The 18,474-nt window shown below is 32.9% G+C and carries 17 protein-coding genes; 12 read left to right on the top strand and 5 right to left on the bottom strand.

Going from position 1 to position 18,474, the window contains the following annotated elements; all coding sequences use genetic code 11:
• Positions 1-14: 14 nt before the first annotated feature.
• Genes purH through rodA form a run of 6 tightly spaced genes read left to right on the top strand, consistent with a single transcriptional unit; the run spans position 15 to position 7,106 of the window.
• Positions 15-1,541 carry a bifunctional phosphoribosylaminoimidazolecarboxamide formyltransferase/IMP cyclohydrolase gene (purH, locus tag B4N66_RS01460; protein WP_291091967.1) on the top strand — a complete coding sequence of 509 codons (1,527 nt, stop codon included), beginning with the start codon at positions 15-17 and terminating at the stop codon, positions 1,539-1,541.
• Positions 1,542-1,597: 56 nt separating this feature from the next.
• Complete coding sequence (locus tag B4N66_RS01455) at positions 1,598-2,626, top strand: rod shape-determining protein (RefSeq protein ID WP_112084823.1); 1,029 nt, start codon at positions 1,598-1,600, stop codon at positions 2,624-2,626.
• Between the two features lie 53 nt (positions 2,627-2,679).
• Positions 2,680-3,504, top strand: coding sequence for a rod shape-determining protein MreC (mreC, locus tag B4N66_RS01450; RefSeq protein ID WP_291091966.1), 825 nt, complete (start codon positions 2,680-2,682; stop codon positions 3,502-3,504).
• Positions 3,497-4,003, top strand: coding sequence for a rod shape-determining protein MreD (locus B4N66_RS01445; RefSeq protein WP_291091965.1), 507 nt, complete (start codon positions 3,497-3,499; stop codon positions 4,001-4,003). Before mreC ends, B4N66_RS01445 begins: the two co-directional genes overlap by 8 nt.
• Complete coding sequence (gene mrdA, locus B4N66_RS01440) at positions 4,000-5,853, top strand: penicillin-binding protein 2 (protein WP_291091964.1); 1,854 nt, start codon at positions 4,000-4,002, stop codon at positions 5,851-5,853. The genes B4N66_RS01445 and mrdA overlap by 4 nt, the downstream gene beginning before the upstream one ends.
• On the top strand, positions 5,853-7,106 hold the full coding sequence (rodA, locus tag B4N66_RS01435; protein WP_291091963.1) for a rod shape-determining protein RodA: 1,254 nt from the start codon (positions 5,853-5,855) through the stop codon (positions 7,104-7,106). The genes mrdA and rodA overlap by 1 nt, the downstream gene beginning before the upstream one ends.
• A gap of 1 nt (position 7,107) precedes the next feature.
• On the opposite strand, the gene B4N66_RS01430 is transcribed toward rodA, so the two are convergent.
• Together B4N66_RS01430 and B4N66_RS01425 are read right to left on the bottom strand one after the other, a co-directional pair.
• The gene (locus B4N66_RS01430) at positions 7,108-7,944 is read right to left on the bottom strand and encodes an endonuclease/exonuclease/phosphatase family protein (RefSeq protein ID WP_291091962.1); all 837 of its coding nucleotides are present in this window, start codon (positions 7,942-7,944) and stop codon (positions 7,108-7,110) included.
• A 5-nt stretch (positions 7,945-7,949) separates the two neighbouring features.
• Positions 7,950-8,765, bottom strand: coding sequence for a DNA/RNA non-specific endonuclease (locus B4N66_RS01425; protein WP_291091961.1), 816 nt, complete (start codon positions 8,763-8,765; stop codon positions 7,950-7,952).
• A 114-nt stretch (positions 8,766-8,879) separates the two neighbouring features.
• Here B4N66_RS01425 and B4N66_RS01420 point away from each other — a divergent pair, with 114 nt between their 5' ends.
• Positions 8,880-9,446, top strand: coding sequence for a hypothetical protein (locus tag B4N66_RS01420; protein ID WP_291091960.1), 567 nt, complete (start codon positions 8,880-8,882; stop codon positions 9,444-9,446).
• 30 nt (positions 9,447-9,476) lie between these two features.
• Here B4N66_RS01420 and B4N66_RS01415 read toward each other — a convergent pair whose 3' ends face one another.
• The gene (locus B4N66_RS01415) at positions 9,477-10,583 is read right to left on the bottom strand and encodes an ABC transporter permease (RefSeq protein WP_291091959.1); all 1,107 of its coding nucleotides are present in this window, start codon (positions 10,581-10,583) and stop codon (positions 9,477-9,479) included.
• 42 nt (positions 10,584-10,625) lie between these two features.
• Positions 10,626-12,875, bottom strand: a complete 2,250-nt coding sequence (locus B4N66_RS01410) for a carboxy terminal-processing peptidase (RefSeq protein WP_291091958.1) — start codon at positions 12,873-12,875, stop codon at positions 10,626-10,628.
• A gap of 217 nt (positions 12,876-13,092) precedes the next feature.
• On the opposite strand from B4N66_RS01410, the gene surE reads away from it, so the two are divergent.
• From surE to B4N66_RS01385, 5 genes are read left to right on the top strand one after another with little or no spacing between them, the layout of a single operon-like run.
• Positions 13,093-13,869, top strand: coding sequence for a 5'/3'-nucleotidase SurE (gene surE / locus B4N66_RS01405; RefSeq protein ID WP_414654070.1), 777 nt, complete (start codon positions 13,093-13,095; stop codon positions 13,867-13,869).
• The gene (locus tag B4N66_RS01400; protein ID WP_291091957.1) at positions 13,869-14,141 is read left to right on the top strand and encodes a hypothetical protein; all 273 of its coding nucleotides are present in this window, start codon (positions 13,869-13,871) and stop codon (positions 14,139-14,141) included. Before surE ends, B4N66_RS01400 begins: the two co-directional genes overlap by 1 nt.
• A 1-nt stretch (position 14,142) precedes the next feature.
• Positions 14,143-15,255, top strand: a complete 1,113-nt coding sequence (gene lpxB, locus B4N66_RS01395; protein WP_291091956.1) for a lipid-A-disaccharide synthase — start codon at positions 14,143-14,145, stop codon at positions 15,253-15,255.
• A 42-nt stretch (positions 15,256-15,297) separates the two neighbouring features.
• The gene (locus B4N66_RS01390) at positions 15,298-15,936 is read left to right on the top strand and encodes a C40 family peptidase (RefSeq protein ID WP_291091955.1); all 639 of its coding nucleotides are present in this window, start codon (positions 15,298-15,300) and stop codon (positions 15,934-15,936) included.
• 47 nt (positions 15,937-15,983) lie between these two features.
• Entirely contained in the window at positions 15,984-18,014 is a 2,031-nt protein-coding gene (locus B4N66_RS01385) for a ComEC/Rec2 family competence protein (RefSeq protein ID WP_291091954.1), read from the top strand.
• Here B4N66_RS01385 and B4N66_RS01380 read toward each other — a convergent pair whose 3' ends face one another.
• A complete protein-coding gene (locus tag B4N66_RS01380) occupies positions 18,015-18,473 on the bottom strand; it encodes a thioredoxin family protein (protein WP_291091953.1) in 459 nt (152 codons plus the stop codon).
• Between the last annotated feature and the right edge of the window lies 1 nt (position 18,474).

The following is an 18,474-nucleotide window of genomic DNA, read 5'->3' as shown; positions in this document are numbered from 1 at the left end:
AAAACAACAACACAATGACAACTACAAAAACCATTCAATCTGCTTTAATTTCAGTGTTTGACAAAACCGGATTAGAGCCAATTGTAAAACAATTACACAGCCAAAACGTAACCATTTATTCGACTGGTGGAACGGAAGAATTTATAAAAAATTTAGACATTCCTGTAGTTCCTGTGGAAGAAGTTACTTCTTATCCATCTATTTTGGGAGGGAGAGTAAAAACACTTCACCCGAAAGTCTTCGGCGGAATTTTGAATCGTCAAGACAATCCAAGCGATGTAGAAGAAATGAAAGCTTTTGAAATTCCGCAAATTGATTTGGTAATTGTGGATTTGTATCCGTTTGAAAAAACGGTTGCATCTGGTGCTTCGGAAGCGGACATCATCGAAAAAATTGATATCGGTGGAATTTCATTAATTCGTGCTGCTGCAAAAAATTTTAAAGACACTGTTATCGTTGCTTCTGTGAGTGAATACAATTATTTATTGGATTTGATATCTTCTCAAAATGGTGCTACCACTTTAGATCAAAGACGTCATTTGGCAACGAAAGCTTTCCATGTTTCTTCGCATTATGATTCGGCTATTTTTAATTATTTCAATACAGACGAAACGGTTTACAAAGAAAGTATCGAAAATGGTCAAGTGCTTCGTTATGGCGAAAACCCACATCAAAAAGGATTTTTCTTTGGCGACTTTGACAAAATGTTTACCAAATTGCACGGAAAAGAATTGTCATACAACAATTTATTAGATGTGGATGCCGCTGTCAATTTGATTTTGGAATTTAAAGACAACGACCCCACTTTTGCTATTTTAAAACACAATAATGCCTGTGGAATTGCAACAAGAAGTTCGATGAAACAAGCGTATTTAGATGCTTTAGCGGGCGACCCAACTTCTGCTTTTGGAGGAGTTTTAATTGCCAATGGAAAAATTGACAAAGAAACTGCTTTAGAAATCAATCAATTATTTTGCGAAGTTGTCATTGCTCCAAGTTATGATGATGAAGCGGTTATCATCTTACAAGAAAAGAAAAACCGAATTGTTTTAGTTCAGCACGAAGTTGAATTACCAACCAAACAAATCAGAACTTGCTTGAACGGATTGTTAATTCAAGATAAAAACAACATTACAGACAATAAAGAAGGTTTAAAAACCGTTACCCTAACAACACCTACTAATCAAGAAATTGAAGATTTACTTTTCGCCTCAAAAATCTGCAAAAACACGAAGTCGAATACAATTGTATTTGCCAAAAACGGACAATTAATTGCTTCCGGAACGGGTCAAACTTCACGTGTGGATGCTTTAAAACAAGCAATCGAAAAAGCAAATACTTTTGGTTTTGATTTAAATGGTGCTGTGATGGCAAGTGATGCATTTTTCCCATTTCCGGACTGTGTAGAAATTGCTCATCATGCCGGAATAACTGCTGTTATTCAACCTGGTGGATCAATTAAAGATGAATTGAGTATCAACTACTGCAATGAAAATAAAATTGCAATGGTATTTACAGGAACACGTCATTTTAAACATTAATTTTTTTACCTTTGTACGTTACAATTTTATAAACCTAATTAACCCTAAACAAACGTATGGGATTTTTTGATTTCATGACCGAGGACATAGCCATTGACCTTGGTACCGCAAATACCTTAATTATTCATAATGATAAAGTAGTAATTGACTCTCCGTCGATTGTAGCTCGTGATAGAATATCGGGAAAAATTATCGCTGTTGGAAAAGAAGCCAACTTAATGCAAGGTAAAACACATGAAAACATTAAGACCATAAGGCCTCTGAAAGATGGGGTTATTGCCGATTTTGATGCATCTGAAAAAATGATCAGTATGTTTATCAAAAGTATTCCGGCTCTTAAAAAACGTTTGTTCACTCCTGCTTTGCGAATGGTGGTTTGTATTCCGTCCGGAATTACCGAAGTAGAAATGCGTGCCGTAAAAGAATCCTGTGAACGTGTAAACGGAAAAGAAGTTTATTTGATTCACGAACCAATGGCAGCCGCAATCGGTATTGGTGTTGATATTATGCAACCAAAAGGAAACATGATTGTAGATATTGGTGGTGGAACAACAGAAATTGCCGTAATCGCTTTGGGCGGAATTGTGTGTGACAAATCGGTTAAAATTGCCGGTGACGTTTTTACAAATGATATTGTTTACTACATGCGTACACAACATAACTTGTTTGTGGGAGAAAGTACCGCAGAAAAAATAAAAATTGAAATTGGTGCCGCTATTGAAGAGTTAGACACTCCACCGGATGAAATGTCGGTTCAAGGTCGTGACTTATTGACCGGAAAACCAAAACAGGTTGATGTTTCCTATCGTGAAATTGCCAAAGCATTAGACAAATCAATCCAACGAATTGAAGATGCCGTGATGGAAACTTTATCGCAAACTCCACCCGAATTAGCCGCTGATATTTACAACACCGGAATTTATCTTGCCGGTGGTGGTTCAATGTTACGCGGATTAGACAAACGAATTTCGCTTAAAACAGATTTACCGGTTTACATTGCTGAGGATCCGTTGAGAGCCGTTGTTCGTGGTACCGGAATTGCATTAAAAAACATCAACAAGTTCAGAAGTATTTTAATCAAATAATCAGTTTTACTGATATTTACGCTAACGGAATTACCAATCTGAATCACTGAAACATGCAGCAGATATTTATTTTTATCATAAAAAACAGTACAAGGCTATTGTTTTTGCTGCTTTTGGTCATTTCGTTATCACTCACTATTCAATCACATTCGTATCACAGAAGTAAGGTAATTAATTCCGCTAATTTTGTTACCGGAGGTGTTTATGAACGTATCAATTCGGTGAATGAATATTTGAATTTAAAAACAGAAAACGAAGGCTTAGCAAATGAAAATGCTCGTTTGAAAAGTTTATTATACAATAGAAAAGATACAACCAAAATCATAGACAAAGAATTACTGAGCAGTTTTGGAAACTACAAAGTAATTCAGTCAAAAATCATTAATAACTCGTATAATGTTCATGAAAACTTCCTTACCATCAACTCCGGAAGTGCTAAAGGCGTTAAATCCGATATGGGGGTTGTAAACAGCAAAGGAATTATTGGAATTGTTGAAAATACTTCAAAAAATTATGCTACGGTAATTAGTATTTTGAATATAAAATCGCAAATAAATGCTAAGATTAAAAAAACTAGTCATTTTGGAACCTTAACTTGGAATGGAAAAAATACAGGTTATGTTCAGTTAATTGATGTGCCAAGATTAGCATCGGTAAAAAAAGGAGATACTATTGTTACCGGAGCTCAATCGATTATATTTCCTGAAAATGTAAATATAGGAACAATTCACAAAATTTATACCGACGACAAAACAAACTATTTTACTATTGATGTAAAATTGTTTAATGACATGACTAGTTTAGGCCATGTTTATATCATTGAAAACAAAGACCGTAAAGAAATTTTAGAGTTAGAAAATCAAAACCTAAATGAATAGTACGGTCATCATCAATATTATTCGTTTTGTTTTGCTGATTTTGGCTCAGGTAGCTATTTTCAGTAAGATTAACTTTTTGGGTTATGTTAATCCCTATCCTTACATTCTTTTCATATTGCTTTATCCTGTTAACGGAAGCAAAAATGGTCTTATTTTCGCCAGCTTTTTACTTGGAATTACGATGGATATGTTTAATAATTCCGGTGGAGTTCATGCGGCATCGTGTTTAACATTAGCTTATTTACGACCATCCTTTTTTAAATTTTCTTTTGGATTGAGTTATGAATATCAAACCGTAAAAATCAATGAACGACTTACTCCGGAACGGTTTTCATTTCTTCTAATATCCGTTTTAACTCACCATATTATTTTCTTTTTATTAGAAATATTCCGATTTAGTTTTTTTTGGGATATATTGCTTAGAACCATTTTGAGTACTATCTTTACACTGATACTTTGTATTTTACTCATCTATATGTTTAAGCCCAGTAAAAATTGAGAAAAGCTATTTTACCATCCCTGATTATTTTTGTAACCGTTGCCATTTTGGTAAGGCTATTTTATTTGCAGATTATTGACGACGAATACAAATTAAAGTCTGAAAACAACGCCATTAAAATTGTTTATGAATATCCTGAACGCGGCTATATCTATGACCGAAAAGGAAAACTTATGGTTGCCAATCAGCCTTCGTATGACATTATGGTTGTTCCCAGAGAAATTAAAAACTTAGACACTTTAAAATTTTGTGAATTAGTAGACATTACGAAAGAAGAATTTGATAAAAAAATCAAAAAGGCGATTGTTTACAGTCCACGACTTCCCTCCGTTTTTTTACCTCAGTTGAATAAAAAAGAGTACGCCGTTTTTCAAGAAAAAATTCGAAAATTTGAAGGTTTTTATATTCAAAAACGTTCATTAAGAGACTATCAAGTAAATGCAGGTGCAAATGTTTTTGGATTTATTACACAAGTAAATCCCGCAATGATTGAAAAAAATCCATATTACAAAAGTGGTGATTTAATTGGGCGACAAGGTGTTGAAGAACAATATGAAGAATTTTTAAGAGGAAAAAAAGGTGTAAAATATATTCAAAGAGATAAATTTAACCGAGATATTGGTCCATATAAAGAAGGAATTTTTGACACAATTTCCAAACAAGGAGATGACATCACACTTACATTGGATATTGATATTCAAAAATATGGCGAAGAACTTATGCAAAACAAACGTGGCGGAATTGTTGCCATTGAGCCAAGTACTGGTGAAATTTTAGCTTTAATATCTGCTCCAACATATGACCCTGCTCTTTTGGTGGGAAGACAACGTTCTAAAAATTACACAGCATTATACAACGATAGTATTGCAAAACCTTTGTATGATAGAGGTTTATTAGCCGAATACCCTCCGGGTTCACCGTTTAAAATACTAACAGCTTTAATTGGTTTGCAAGAAGAAGTAATTGACGAACAAACCACTTTTTTCTGCAGAAGAGGATTTAGCTATGGAAATCGTTTCATGAAGTGCCACGATTCAGGAGGATTTAGTTTGAATGCCGGAATTTACAGTTCATGCAACACGTATTTTGCCAATACGTATAAAAAAATTATTGAAAAATATCCAAAACCGGCTTATGGTGTGGATGCATGGAGTAATCATTTAAAAAGTTTCGGATTAGGAAATTTTATGGGTTATGATTTGCCTCCTGGACGTAGAGGAAATGTACCTACATCAAAATTATACGACAAATATTATTCTGCTGGAGGATGGAAAAGTACTACCATTATATCGAACTCCATTGGTCAGGGAGAAGTTTTGATGACGCCAATTCAATTGTGCAATGTGATGTGTGCAGTGGCAAACCAAGGTTACTACTACACTCCTCACGTAATCAAGAAAATAAAAAATCATACCATCGATAAAAAATTCACTACCAAGCATCAAACAACAATTGACAAGCAATATTTCCCACCTGTTATTCAAGGTTTGTTTGACGTTTATAACAAAGGAACTGCCTCGCGTTTGCAAGTAGAAGGAATTGAAATTTGTGGAAAAACCGGAACAGCAGAAAATTTTACTAAAATTAACGGACAACGTGTGCAATTAACCGACCACTCTATTTTTGTAGCATTTGCACCAAAAGACAATCCAAAAATTGCTATTGCTGTGTTTGTTGAAAATGGTTATTGGGGTGCTCGAATTGCAGGACCAATTGCCAGTTTAATGATTGAAAAATATCTGAAAGGAAAAATCACTCGAACTGATTTGGAGAAAAAAATTCTTAACTCAAGTTTAGAAAGTGAGTATGCAAAAGTGTTAAGTGGTGAACCCTTTAGAATTAATCTGTAATGAAAAATCAAAGTGTAACCAGCAATTTAGATTGGATTACCGTTCTATTATACTTTATTTTAGTTATAATGGGATGGGTAAATATATTTTCCACCTCAATTCCTGTTGAATTTACAGAATTTGATTATAGTGATTTCTATGGTAAACAACTTCTTTTTATTATTTTAAGCATTCCTATAATTATTGTCGTTTTAACAATTGATGCCAAAGTATATGAGAAATTCTCTTTTGTATTTTATATCGTTGGAATTATCTTGCTCTTAGGATTATTTGTATTCGGTAAAACCGTTAAAGGTCAAACCAACTGGTACGGATTTGGATCTTTTGGTTTACAACCCTCTGAATTTGTTAAAACAGCAACTTCCTTATTATTAGCAAAATTCCTTAGTGATTCGCAGGTTTTTTTAAAAAACACACAACATCAATTAATTGCTTTCGGAATAATTTTATTACCCGTTTTCTTAATTTTAATGCAACCTGATGCAGGAAGTGCCATGATTTTCTTGTCATTAATTTTGGTTTTAAATCGTGAAGGTTTACCCGAATGGTATCTTTGGACAGGATTTATTGCCATTATACTTTTCTTTACGGCATTGCTCATTCAACCCATGTATATTTTAATTGGGATTGTTTTGATTATGATTTTTCATTACTTGAGAGCAAGAAGGGTTGACCGAAATCCATTGGCTTATCTAATTGTTTTTGTTGCCGCGACTTCTTTTGTGCTTTCGGTAGGTTTTGTTTTTGATAATGTGTTAGAACCTCATCAAAAAGACAGAATTAACGTTCTATTCAGCGATGATGTTGATTTAAAAAATGAAGGATATAACTTAAACCAATCCATGATTGCCATCGGCTCCGGTGGATTAATTGGAAAAGGTTTTATGGAAGGAACACAAACCAAAGGAGGTTTTGTACCGGAACAACACTCCGATTATATTTTTACAACAGTGGGAGAAGAATGGGGCTTTGTGGGTTCAACAGTAGTTATTTTACTGTTTGTGATGCTTTTTCTTCGAATAATCTATTTAGCAGAACAACAAAAAACAAAATTCAGTAGGGTTTATGGGTATTGTGTTGCCACAATTTTATTCACTCATTATTGTGTTAACATAACAATGCTGATCAAACTATTCCCAACTATTGGAGTTCCACTACCTTTCATTTCATATGGAGGATCGAGTCTTTGGTCGTTTACAATTTTATTGTTTATCTTTTTAAAATTAGATGCCAATAAAGTAAACGAATGGTAATTTATTTTAAAAAATCAACCTCTACCAATACAGGAAAATGATCCGAAGGATATTTACATAAATAACTATCCGTTAAAACAGCGTATTTTATGATTTCAAAAGATTTTTTTGAAACAAAAATATGATCAATTTCTCTTTCTTTACTAATTGGTTTATGAAAATCAAACGCATTAAAAGTTCCACCGGAATTATAAATCAATTTTAAAGCACTTTTTGAATGAACATATTGATTAGATAAGAATAAAATAGCTTCTGATTGAGGTTCTAAATTAAAATCTCCCATAATGATTACCGGATAATTTTTTATGTTTAATTGTGAGACTTTCTGATGAATCAATTGGGCACTTTTATTTCGGGCAATTTCACCAACATGATCAAAATGCGTATTAAAAACCCAAAAGAGTTGTTTTGTTTTTTTATTACTAAATAATCCATAAGTACAAATTCTGTTTAAGGCCGCATCCCAACCTTTTGAAATTTCATTTGGTGTTTCAGACAACCAAAACGTATCAAATTCAATTAATTCAAACTTATTACTTTTGTAGAAAATAGAACTATGTTCTTCATTCTGACCGCCATCTCTACCATCTCCAAATACTTTATAATCGGAAAGAACAGAATCTAAAAACTGCACTTGATGTGGTAACCCTTCTTGAATTCCAAAAACATCCGGTTCATAAAATTTAATTAAATCAGCAACTTTTTCTTTTCTATTTGGCCAACTGTTTTCACCATCGCTCGCAATATCTAATCGAATATTATAGGTCATCACTTTTAATTCTTGACCAAAAAATTGATTTGATATCATTATTAATGCAACTAAAATTATCTTTTTCATATTCATTAATTAAAACTCCACGATTTATAATCGGTACTTTTTTCAATTTTGCTTTCAATATCATTCGGCAAATGATGAAAGAAATCAATTCCGGTTAATTCCTCCAATTCATCAACCGAAACTACAAATTCATAAAGCGGTCGATCACTGTTTTTATGAGGAACTAAAAAAGCAATCATTCGTGGGTTATCATTTGAAACATCAAACAGAACTTTATAGAAATAATTCGGAACTGAAACATCTTCATCTCCTATTGTTTTGAGATTAGTTTCCAAAATTCCACCGGTTATAACATACAAACCATCATATTTATCGGCCCAATAGCGAACTTTTTGTTCTAAACGATTCCAGACTCCTGCATTGAAATCTGATTTTTGTGGTGAAATATTAGAAGTGTAGAATGTTTCATTATATGCTTGTTTGGAAAACTTCATATCTCCGGCCGGACACAAATGTCCTTTATCATAACCTGAATTTTTATAATTTCTCCAATCAGCAGAACGAGTTTTTACTTTTGGATCTTCAATAAAATAAGGCCTTTTAAAATCTGAATAAGTGAAAACTCCTGATTTTAATTCATAGGCAACCCACTCTGCTTGTTCATGCTCTTCGTTATAAGAAAGTGTCAAGTAGTTATGATTTATTATTTGTCCGGTTGTGGAAGTTGGATAAAAATCAAATTCTTTCCAATTTATTTTAGTTGATTTAAGTTCAGCTGAATTAACATTTGAATCAAATTCTTTCACAATATAATTATCTCTGCATGAAGCAAATAGATATAAAACAAAAATTAATATTGATATAAAACTGATTTTATTCATCTAAAAATAACTTTATTTTAACAAATAGGAATGATTATTGCTAACTTTGTAAATGTATTAAAAAAGTTGTTCTTTTGAGATACATTAATTTGTTTAATTTAATTATACACCATTATGAAATTTAAAATTAGTACCCTTTTGGTTTTGCTAATCTCTTTTATGAGCCAAGCCCAAGAAACAAAAACAACAACAACAGACACATTAATTAAAACTGGAATTCTGGTTGAAGAAACCAAAACACTCGAAGAAATTAAAGTTGCCCAAGAACAGGCATTGAAAGAGAAAGTGACCGCAGCTGAAGCTGAACAAAAAGCTCTGAAAGAAAGAGAAAAAGCGGTGAAAGAGGCTAAAAAAGCTCAAGACCGTGCAGATAAAGAAGCTAAACAATTAGCCAAAGATCAAAGAAAACACGAAAAAGAAGTTAGACAATTTGAAAGACAACAAAGTAAAGTTGCCTCAGCAGAAAAAAGTGTTTCCAGAGCTCAGGACAGAGTTGCACGAGAAAAAAAATCACTTCAAAAGAACATGGAGCGTTTTGAAAAAAAGAAACGAAAAGGAAAGTTAACTGAAATTGAGGTTGAAAAAGAAAACATCAAAATCAGCAAACAACAAATAAAGATTAAAGAACTTGAAGCAGATGTTGAAAGTGCTCAAAAAAAATTAGGAAAAGTTAGAAACTAAAAAATTAAACCACGTGAAAGCGTGGTTTTTTTATTGCTTTACATCCAAGGCATCTCGTAGTGAATTGCCTGTCATCATAAAAGCTAGTGTGATGAGCATAATGGCTGTTCCTGGTACTAGTGCCAAATAGGGTTTTCCTAAAATAATGTAACTGTAGTGATCTTTTATCATTCCACCCCAACTCGGAATTGGTGGTTGTGCTCCTAATCCTAAAAAGCTCAAGCCGCTTTCAACCAAAATAGCAGAAGCAAAATTAGCCGCAGAAATTACAATTACCGGAGCCATAATATTTGGAATAATGTGATTTAAAATAATTCGAATATCCGAAAAACCTAATGCTCTTGCCGCGGTGACGTACTGCATTTCTTTTACGCTGATGATTTGACCACGAACTACACGGGCAACTTCAACCCACATGGTTAAACCTACCGCTACAAAAACTTGCCAAAATCCTTTTCCGAGAGCAAGCGTAATTGCAATAACCAATAAAAGTGTGGGAATAGACCAAATTACATTCACTAACCACATCACCATGATATCAATTTTTCCGCCATAATATCCGCCGAGAGCTCCAAAAAAAAGTCCTACTATAACTGAAATTAAAACAGCAACAAAACCAATAGAAATTGAAACACGTGAGCCAACCAACATTCTACTTAACAAATCACGACCGTATTTATCGGTACCGAGGTGGAATTTTTTGGTGGTAATCAACTCTTTTTCAACTTCTTGAATCGATGAAAAACCGATGAATTTATCTAAACTAATTTCTTTGGTTTGTTTTAATTCAGCATCTTCCGTATATTCTACATATTGAATGATGTTACCTGAAATTTTATATTCTAAAATCGGAATTTCTGTTACTTGATTTGGATGACCGAAAAAGTATCCTTTTAAGGTTTTGGAAGCAATTTTCTCAGATGGAACAGCTAACATTTGAACCTTAAAACCAGGCGATTTTGAATGAATAGACAGATGCATTTGATTAGCATTTTCTGAATTATCCGGTGCCAAAACATACGCAAATAGTGCCAAAAAAATCATCAGTACGATATAAGCAAAACTAAAAACACCCCAAAAATTCTTTCGGAATTTTTGAAGTGCTATATTAGTTAACGACTGATTACTTTTGGACATTAGTTTATTTTTCAACTATTGCTCAAAGATACAATTTGCCGTTTATGATTTTACAATTTTTTTCTTTAAATCTACTTTTCCTTTTACAACCGGTTTCGATTGTAAATCATCCAACACATTTAAAGCCTCTTCAACATAAATATCTTTTGAAAGACTTTCAAACCAACGCTCTCTTTTTTCTTTAAAAGATTCGTCTTTATTCATCAATTCAAAATCTTGCGGAATTGGTTTAAACACCAAATCATTTTTATAATCTGAAATAGGCTTGAATTGTTTACTTTTTTCTTCCAAACTATTTTGTTCAGCTGTAAAAGCATCTAATTTTAAACTATAAACAGAAGCATCTCTTCGTTCTTTGGTCCATCTTGCACTTTTTTCAATCAATTGAAAATGTTCATCTTGAGCCATTCTCAGCTTACTGTTTTCAACTGCACGATCAAAATTGGTTTGTTTATCCCAAATGGTAAATGGAGCTGGGTCAATTTTTGTCCAAGGCATAGCATTATCTAAATCTCTTTCGCCAATATCGATATATGAATAACGATCCGGCATTTCAACATCGCTAGTTACACCTTCTAATTGCGTTGAACCTCCGTTAATTCTGTAGAATTTTTGAGTGGTAGTTTTTAAAGCTCCTAAATCGCCAACAGTATTTCCGCGAACAAACTGGTTTAAATCAATTACGTTTTGAACCGTTCCTTTTCCGTAGGTTTGTTTGCTTCCTAAAACAACACCTCGTTTGTAATCTTGAATTGCTGCCGCTAAAATCTCTGATGCCGAAGCAGAGAAATTATTAACCATCACAACCAAAGGCCCATCCCATTGAATTTTAGGATCTCTATCGTATAAAACTTCTTTTTTGGTTCCGGCAGATTTTATTTGAACTACCGGTCCTTGCTCAATAAACAATCCTGTAATGTCTACTGCTGTTTTTAATGAGCCGCCGCCGTTATCACGAACATCCATGATGATTCCGTTTACGCCTTGTGCTTTCAAACGTTCAACTTCGATTGCTACATCTTTTCCGGCATCACGGCTGTCTTGGTTTTCAAAATCAATGTAGAATTTCGGTAAATAGATAATACCATATTTCATTCCGTTTCTTTCAACAATACTTGATTTTGCGTAGGTTTCTTCAGTTTCAACCATATCGCGAATTAATGAAATCACTTTCATCGTTCCGTCTACTTTTTTAACGGTTAGTCTCACTTCAGTACCTTTTGGCCCTTTGATTTTTTTAACTACGTTATCCAATCGCATTCCAACAATATCTACTGGCTCTTCACTTCCTTGAGCAACTTTTAAAATAATATCACCCGGTTCTAATTCTTTTCCTCTCCAAGCCGGACCACCTGAAATTAATTCGGTGATTTCCGTTAAATCGTTTTTCTTTTGTAATCGAGCTCCAATTCCTTCAAATTTACCGCTGATGCTTACATCAAAACGTTCTTTGTCATCGGGAGCCATATAATTGGTGTGCGGATCAAATCGGGAAGCAATGGCATTTACATACACGCCAAACCAATCATTTCTGTCTAATTCTTTGATAAAAGTAAAATAATCATCTAACGATTTTAAAGAACTCTCTCTGGTTTCCTTTTCAAGTTCTTCGAAAGTTTTTGGTTTTTCGTCTTTCTTTTTGTCCTTTTCTGCTTTTAATTTTTCTTTTAGCTTTTCATCCTTAATATCATTGATTTTTTCATCAACAACACCATTCTTTTCGTCCTCTTGCAACTTGATTCTGTCGGTTAACGATGACAAAGTAGAAAGTTTAATTTGTTTTCTCCAACGTTCTTTTAACTCAGTAGTATTTTTAGCATAAGGAAGTTTTTCATATTCTGTATTGATGGTTTCATCAACAGTATAATCGAAAGGTTTCTCTAAAATGTCTTTATAGTATTTCTGACTTTCCTGCATTCTTTTTAAATAAAGATTATAAGTCAAATCAAAAAATGACAAATCTTTATTTTTAATTTGATCATCAATCAACGTCTCATATTTTGAAAATTCATCGATATCCGATTGCAGAAAAAATCGTTTTGAAGGATCTAATGCTTCAATATAATCTTTATAAATTCCTTTTGACAAATTATCATCAATAGCAGCAGGATCATAGTGCCCTCGTTCTATCACAAAAGTCAATAACTCTATTAAAAGTTTATCTTTTTCAGGATCTGAGCTCTCACTTTTCTTTGAATCTATAGCATTAAATGCCAACAGTGCAACCGACAAAATAACTGTCAATAACACCAATTTGAAGTTTCTTTTCATAAATAGCAATATGGTTTTCATTATCTTTCTTTATAAGTAGTCATAAAAATTATGCCACTTGTGTTATAGTTTCAATTTTTTAAGTAAATTAATTTCAAAAAAATCACTTAACCAAACAAAGTTATGAAATTTGTTACGCTTCAAAATCTTAAAAAGAGTTAATTTTGTTTTCTTTAGGATATGATAAAACTAAATTTGTGGTTTAAATGCACACTAAATTCAAAATTAATCATTTATAATGAGTAAAAAACCGCTTATTTTAGTAACCAACGACGATGGAATTTCCGCCCCAGGAATCAGAGCCTTAATTGATGTAATGAAACAATTAGGTGATGTTGTAGTTGTTGCTCCTGACAGTCCGCAAAGTGCAATGGGTCACGCTATTACAATCAATAACACACTGTTTATTAATAAAGTAAATTTTGATTCGGAAGTAAAAGAAGAATACAGTTGTTCCGGAACTCCGGTTGATTGTGTAAAATTGGCTGTGAATGAAATTTTAAAACAAAAACCTGACTTATGTGTTTCGGGTGTGAATCATGGTTCCAACTCGTCGATTAATGTAATTTATTCAGGAACAATGAGTGCTGCTGTGGAAGCCGGTATCGAAGGAATTCCCGCCATTGGTTTTTCTCTATTAGATTATGATTGGAATGCCGATTTTGAACCGATTAAAAATTCAATCAAAACAATTGCTTCGCAAGTACTGGAAAACGGTTTGCCTGACGGTGTGATTTTAAACGTTAACTTTCCAAAATTAAAGGAAAAAGATTTAAAAGGAATGAAAGTTTGCCGACAAGCGAAAGCCTTTTGGAAAGAAGAATTTGACAAACGCAAAACACCACAAGGAAAAGATTATTATTGGCTCACAGGCGAATTCATCAACCAAGATAAAGGTGAAGATACTGATGAATGGGCTCTTGCTAATGGCTACATTTCTATCGTACCGGTCCAATTTGACTTAACAGCTCACCATGCTATTCAAAAATTAAATACGTATAAATTCAATTTATAATGCAAAAAACAGATTTACTCATCGGATTCATTTTAGGAATTATTGGTGCTTTTATAGGTGTTTTTCTTTTCATTTCATTAGCTACAGATTTTGAATTTGCTGATGGAGTAATTGCTCTTAAAACACAAAATTCCTTAGGAAAATTAATTGCTTTAGGAGCTGTAATCAACGTAATTTTGTTCTTTGCTTTATTAAAATTCAACAAAGAATTAATGGCTCGTGGAGTTGTTTTGGCAACAATTGCGTTAACCATTGTCACTATATTTGTTTAAAATGAAGTACTATATCATAGCCGGCGAAGCTTCGGGCGATTTGCACGGATCGAACTTAATGAAAGCTCTTCATAAAGAAGATGCTCAGGCTGACATTCGGTTTTGGGGTGGTGATTTGATGCAAAAAGCTGGCGGAACTTTAGTAAAGCATTACAAAGAACTGGCTTTTATGGGTTTTGCTGAAGTGATTTTTAACCTAAAAACCATTTTAAATAACATTACTTTTTGCAAAAAAGACATAGAGCAATTTAATCCCGATGTGATTGTTTTTATTGATTATCCGGGTTTTAATATGCGAATTGCTGAGTGGGCAAAGAAGAAAAAAATTCCGACTCATTACTATATTTCTCCACAAATTTGGGCTTGGAAAGAAAATCGTATCAAGAACATCAAACGTGATTTTGACAAATTGTATGTGATTCTTCCATTTGAAAAAGATTTTTATGAAAAAAAACATCATTTTCCGGTTGAATTTGTAGGTCATCCGTTGATTGATGCTATTCATAATCGAACAAAAGTGGAGGAATCTACCTTTAGAAAAGAACATAATTTAGACAATAGACCAATAATTGCTCTTTTACCAGGAAGCAGAAAACAAGAAATCAGTAAACTGTTGCACGAAATGTTGGCTGTTGTGAATGATTTTCCTGATTATCAGTTTGTGATTGCCGGAGCTCCGGGACAGGATTATGCATTTTATAAGCAATTTTTGACGAATGAAGCCGTTCGTTTTATTTCGAATAAAACGTATGATTTGTTGAGTGTTGCTCATGCTGCATTAGTTACATCAGGAACGGCAACATTAGAAACGGCATTGTTCAAAGTTCCGGAAGTAGTTTGTTATAAAGGAAATTGGATTTCGTATCAAATTGCCAGACGGATTATTACGTTGAAATATATTTCGCTTGTGAATTTAATTATGGATGAAGAAGTGGTAACCGAGTTAATTCAAAGTGAATGTAATTCAAAAAATATTAAATCTGAATTAAGTAAAATTTTGGATGAAAAATATCGACCACAATTAATTGAAAAATACCATCTTTTAGAAGAAAAATTAGGTGGCGAAGGAGCTAGTGAAAAAGTAGCAAAATTAATTGTTACTCATATTTCTTGATTCTAAACATTCTATTTTTTAACTTTGTAAAAATCAAAATTTTTGAAAAACGCAGTCATTATATCTTTTTTGTTATTCTTTTTGGTGGGATGTAAATCAACCTCCTCCGGCATTGTTACTAGTAAAAGTGAGGCCGAGAAAAAAGGAATGTATACTGCTCCAAAACATTCGAAAGCTGTTGCAAAAAGCACAAGAAATACATCTGAAACAACAAAAACTTCAAAAAAATCAAGAATTACAGAATCAGACGACGAAGATTTTGTTCCGGATAATGAAAACACACCCTATTTAATTCAACAATTAATAAGTTCTGCTAAGCAATACGAAGGTGTTCGCTATCGTGGCGGAGGCACAACAACTGCCGGAATGGACTGTTCCGGATTAGTTTGCACTGTTTTCAATGCTTATGATATTCAATTGCCACGAAGATCAGTTGATATGTCTAAAGTTGGTGAAAAATTAAAACTGAAAGACGTTAAAAAAGGTGATTTAGTTTTTTTTAAAACCAGTAATCGTGGCGTGATCAATCATGTTGGATTGGTTACAGAAGTGCGTGACGACGAAATTATATTCATTCATTCTTCGGTGCAACGTGGCGTGATTATCTCTTCTACCAAAGAGCCTTACTATCAAAGAACATTTGCTCAAGCCAATCGGGTTTTGACTGAAGAACATTTTTAATTGTAATTTTTTTCTTCCTAATTGATTTTTTAGTTATTTTCGTTTATATGAAAGTGATAAAATTCCCTACAATTGTAATTACTATCTGTTTGATTTTAGGAATTTTAATTTCTAATGAAATCAAACCGGATGTTTATTTGGCAGTACTGATTTTTTTAGTTGCCCTTGTTCCGTTTTTGATTTTATACTTTTTTCTTAGAACGAATTTGAAATTTAGACTGAGTTTTGGAGTTTCATCTTATCTTTTGGCTTTTACAATCGGAATATTTCTTTTTGCATTGCACTATCCGAAAAATCAGGCTTCTCACTATTCAAATTCTGAATATAATTCTTCCGAAAAGAGTCTCGTTAAAGGCATAATTTCAGAAAAACTAAAACCCAATCAATTTTCATTTAAGTATTTTATGGAAGTTGAATCCGTCAATAAAAAAGAAACAAAAGGAAAACTTTTGATCATTTTGAATAAGAAAGATGCGGAAAAAGAATTTGAAATTGGTGATGTAATTCTAGCCAATGCAGTGCTGAAACCCATCATTAGACCGCATAATCCATATCAATTTGACTATGCTGCTTATTTGGAGAAAAAGGATGTTTTTGATCAATTATATCTAGAAAATCAAAATTATAAAGTAATTGCCAAACAGGAAAATTTGAATTTTTTATTAGAAAGAACAAGAAATAAAGTCGTTGCTTTTTTTGAAAATGAAAACATTCCTACTGATAGAATAAGCATCATAAAAGCTTTATTTTTAGGCCAACGGCAGAACATTGAACAAGAAACATTAGATAATTATTCTAAATCGGGAGCAATTCATATTTTAGCGATTTCCGGTTTGCATATTGGAATTTTACTCTATTTTTTTAAAGCATTATTAAAACCAATTGAACGAATTCGGCATGGAAGAGTTATTACGCCAATTCTTTTAATTGTCATATTGTGGACTTTTGCAATGCTTTCAGGTTTATCCTCTTCTGTTGTGAGAGCTGTTACGATGTTTACGTTTGTGAGCATCGGAATGTATATGAATCGAGAGACGAATATTTACAACACGTTAGGTTCGTCAATTCTAATTTTGCTATTATTTAAACCCAATTTTATTTTTGATGTTGGTTTTCAATTGAGTTATTGTGCGGTTTTTTCTATCGTAACCATTCAACCATTATTAAGCAAGTTGTGGAATCCAAAAAATAAAATTATTGGATATTTTTATGATATTCTGACAGTTTCCTTTGCTGCTCAAATTGGAGTTTTGCCGTTGAGTATTTACTATTTTCATCAATTTCCGGGATTATTTTTTATTACCAATTTAGTTATCATTCCATTACTTACAGTGATTTTAATGACAGGAATGGTCAGTATACTTTTATCGGTAATTGGGATTTATTTTTCGCTATTGGTTGAATTTCTTTCAGGATTAATTGGATTTATGAATGGATATGTTAGTTTAGTTTCTTCTTTTGAACAATTTATTATAAAAGATATTCCGTTTAATTATTATATCTTAATTAGTTCACTTTTGGCAATTATTTGTATCATTCTTTACATCAAAAAGCCAACTTCAAAAGGAATTATTTTGGCATTGATTACAATTTTTATTTTTCAAATATCAATCATTGGTTCGATGGAATTTCATAAGAGACAGAATGAATTTATCATTTTTCAATATCCGAAAAAGACCATTTTGGCGAGCAAGGAGAATAACTCCGTTCTTTTGCACAGTAATGATTCTGCGGTAAACTCAAATTATGTGATTAAAAATTATATCCAAAGTAATTTTGGTAAAATTGATAGTGTGTCAACCCTTCAAAATGTATATTGGATTAATAAAACGAAGATTTTGGTGATTGATGAAAAAGGCATTTATAAACTTCCTCATAAACCGGAAATCGTTTTGCTCACACAATCTCCTAAAATTAATTTTGAGCGATTGCTTACTGAGGTAAATCCTGAAATCATTATTGCAGATGGAAGTAATTATAAAACCTTGATTGAAGATTGGGAGAAAACTTGTCGGAAAAAAAATATCCCTTTTCACTCTACCAGCGAAAAGGGATACTATCGAATTAGTTTAGACTAATTACTTTTTTGCAATAAACTGATTGGCTACTTCAATCCATTTTAATGGTCCGCCACCAACATAACCTGTTTTTCCAAGCTGTTGAAGATTGATTTGTTCACCAATTTTTTGTGGAGTAACAAGCCAAATCGTGGGATATCCTGAAACCTGAAAAATCTGTTGCATTTGAGCATTTTGTTGAGCCAATGCCGGTTCTAATTTTGTTTTACGAGGAAAATCTAATTCTACCAACACAACATTATTTGCCCATTCTTTAAATTCGGGTTTAAAGAAAACTTCTTTTTGCAGTTTGATACACCAACCGCACCAATCGCTTCCTGTGAAAAACAAAAGCATTGGTTTATTGGTTTTAGATGATATTTCTATGGCTTTATTAACATCGGTATGCCAAGTTAATTCTTGAGCAGAGGCCGTTTGGAAAGTCCAAAAAAAGACGAATAGAAAAAAAACTTTCTTCATT

The organism is Flavobacterium sp. UBA2787 (genome assembly GCA_002352205.1).
GTDB lineage: Bacteria > Bacteroidota > Bacteroidia > Flavobacteriales > Flavobacteriaceae > Flavobacterium.
The sequence above is the reverse complement of the archived record's forward strand: the minus strand, read 5'-3'. Positions and strand labels throughout refer to the sequence as shown.

What these genes read in the sequence shown, in the direction of transcription:
- purH (WP_291091967.1), top strand. Translation starts at nt 15, where the DNA reads ATGACAACTACAAAAACCATTCAATCTGCTTTAATTTCAGTGTTTGAC.
- B4N66_RS01455 (WP_112084823.1), top strand. Translation starts at nt 1,598, where the DNA reads ATGGGATTTTTTGATTTCATGACCGAGGACATAGCCATTGACCTTGGT.
- mreC (WP_291091966.1), top strand. Translation starts at nt 2,680, where the DNA reads ATGCAGCAGATATTTATTTTTATCATAAAAAACAGTACAAGGCTATTG.
- B4N66_RS01445 (WP_291091965.1), top strand. Translation starts at nt 3,497, where the DNA reads ATGAATAGTACGGTCATCATCAATATTATTCGTTTTGTTTTGCTGATT.
- rodA (WP_291091963.1), top strand. Translation starts at nt 5,853, where the DNA reads ATGAAAAATCAAAGTGTAACCAGCAATTTAGATTGGATTACCGTTCTA.
- B4N66_RS01430 (WP_291091962.1), bottom strand. Translation starts at nt 7,944, where the DNA reads ATGAAAAAGATAATTTTAGTTGCATTAATAATGATATCAAATCAATTT.
- B4N66_RS01425 (WP_291091961.1), bottom strand. Translation starts at nt 8,765, where the DNA reads ATGAATAAAATCAGTTTTATATCAATATTAATTTTTGTTTTATATCTA.
- B4N66_RS01420 (WP_291091960.1), top strand. Translation starts at nt 8,880, where the DNA reads ATGAAATTTAAAATTAGTACCCTTTTGGTTTTGCTAATCTCTTTTATG.
- B4N66_RS01415 (WP_291091959.1), bottom strand. Translation starts at nt 10,583, where the DNA reads ATGTCCAAAAGTAATCAGTCGTTAACTAATATAGCACTTCAAAAATTC.
- B4N66_RS01410 (WP_291091958.1), bottom strand. Translation starts at nt 12,875, where the DNA reads ATGAAAACCATATTGCTATTTATGAAAAGAAACTTCAAATTGGTGTTA.
- surE (WP_414654070.1), top strand. Translation starts at nt 13,093, where the DNA reads ATGAGTAAAAAACCGCTTATTTTAGTAACCAACGACGATGGAATTTCC.
- B4N66_RS01400 (WP_291091957.1), top strand. Translation starts at nt 13,869, where the DNA reads ATGCAAAAAACAGATTTACTCATCGGATTCATTTTAGGAATTATTGGT.
- lpxB (WP_291091956.1), top strand. Translation starts at nt 14,143, where the DNA reads ATGAAGTACTATATCATAGCCGGCGAAGCTTCGGGCGATTTGCACGGA.
- B4N66_RS01385 (WP_291091954.1), top strand. Translation starts at nt 15,984, where the DNA reads ATGAAAGTGATAAAATTCCCTACAATTGTAATTACTATCTGTTTGATT.
- B4N66_RS01380 (WP_291091953.1), bottom strand. Translation starts at nt 18,473, where the DNA reads ATGAAGAAAGTTTTTTTTCTATTCGTCTTTTTTTGGACTTTCCAAACG.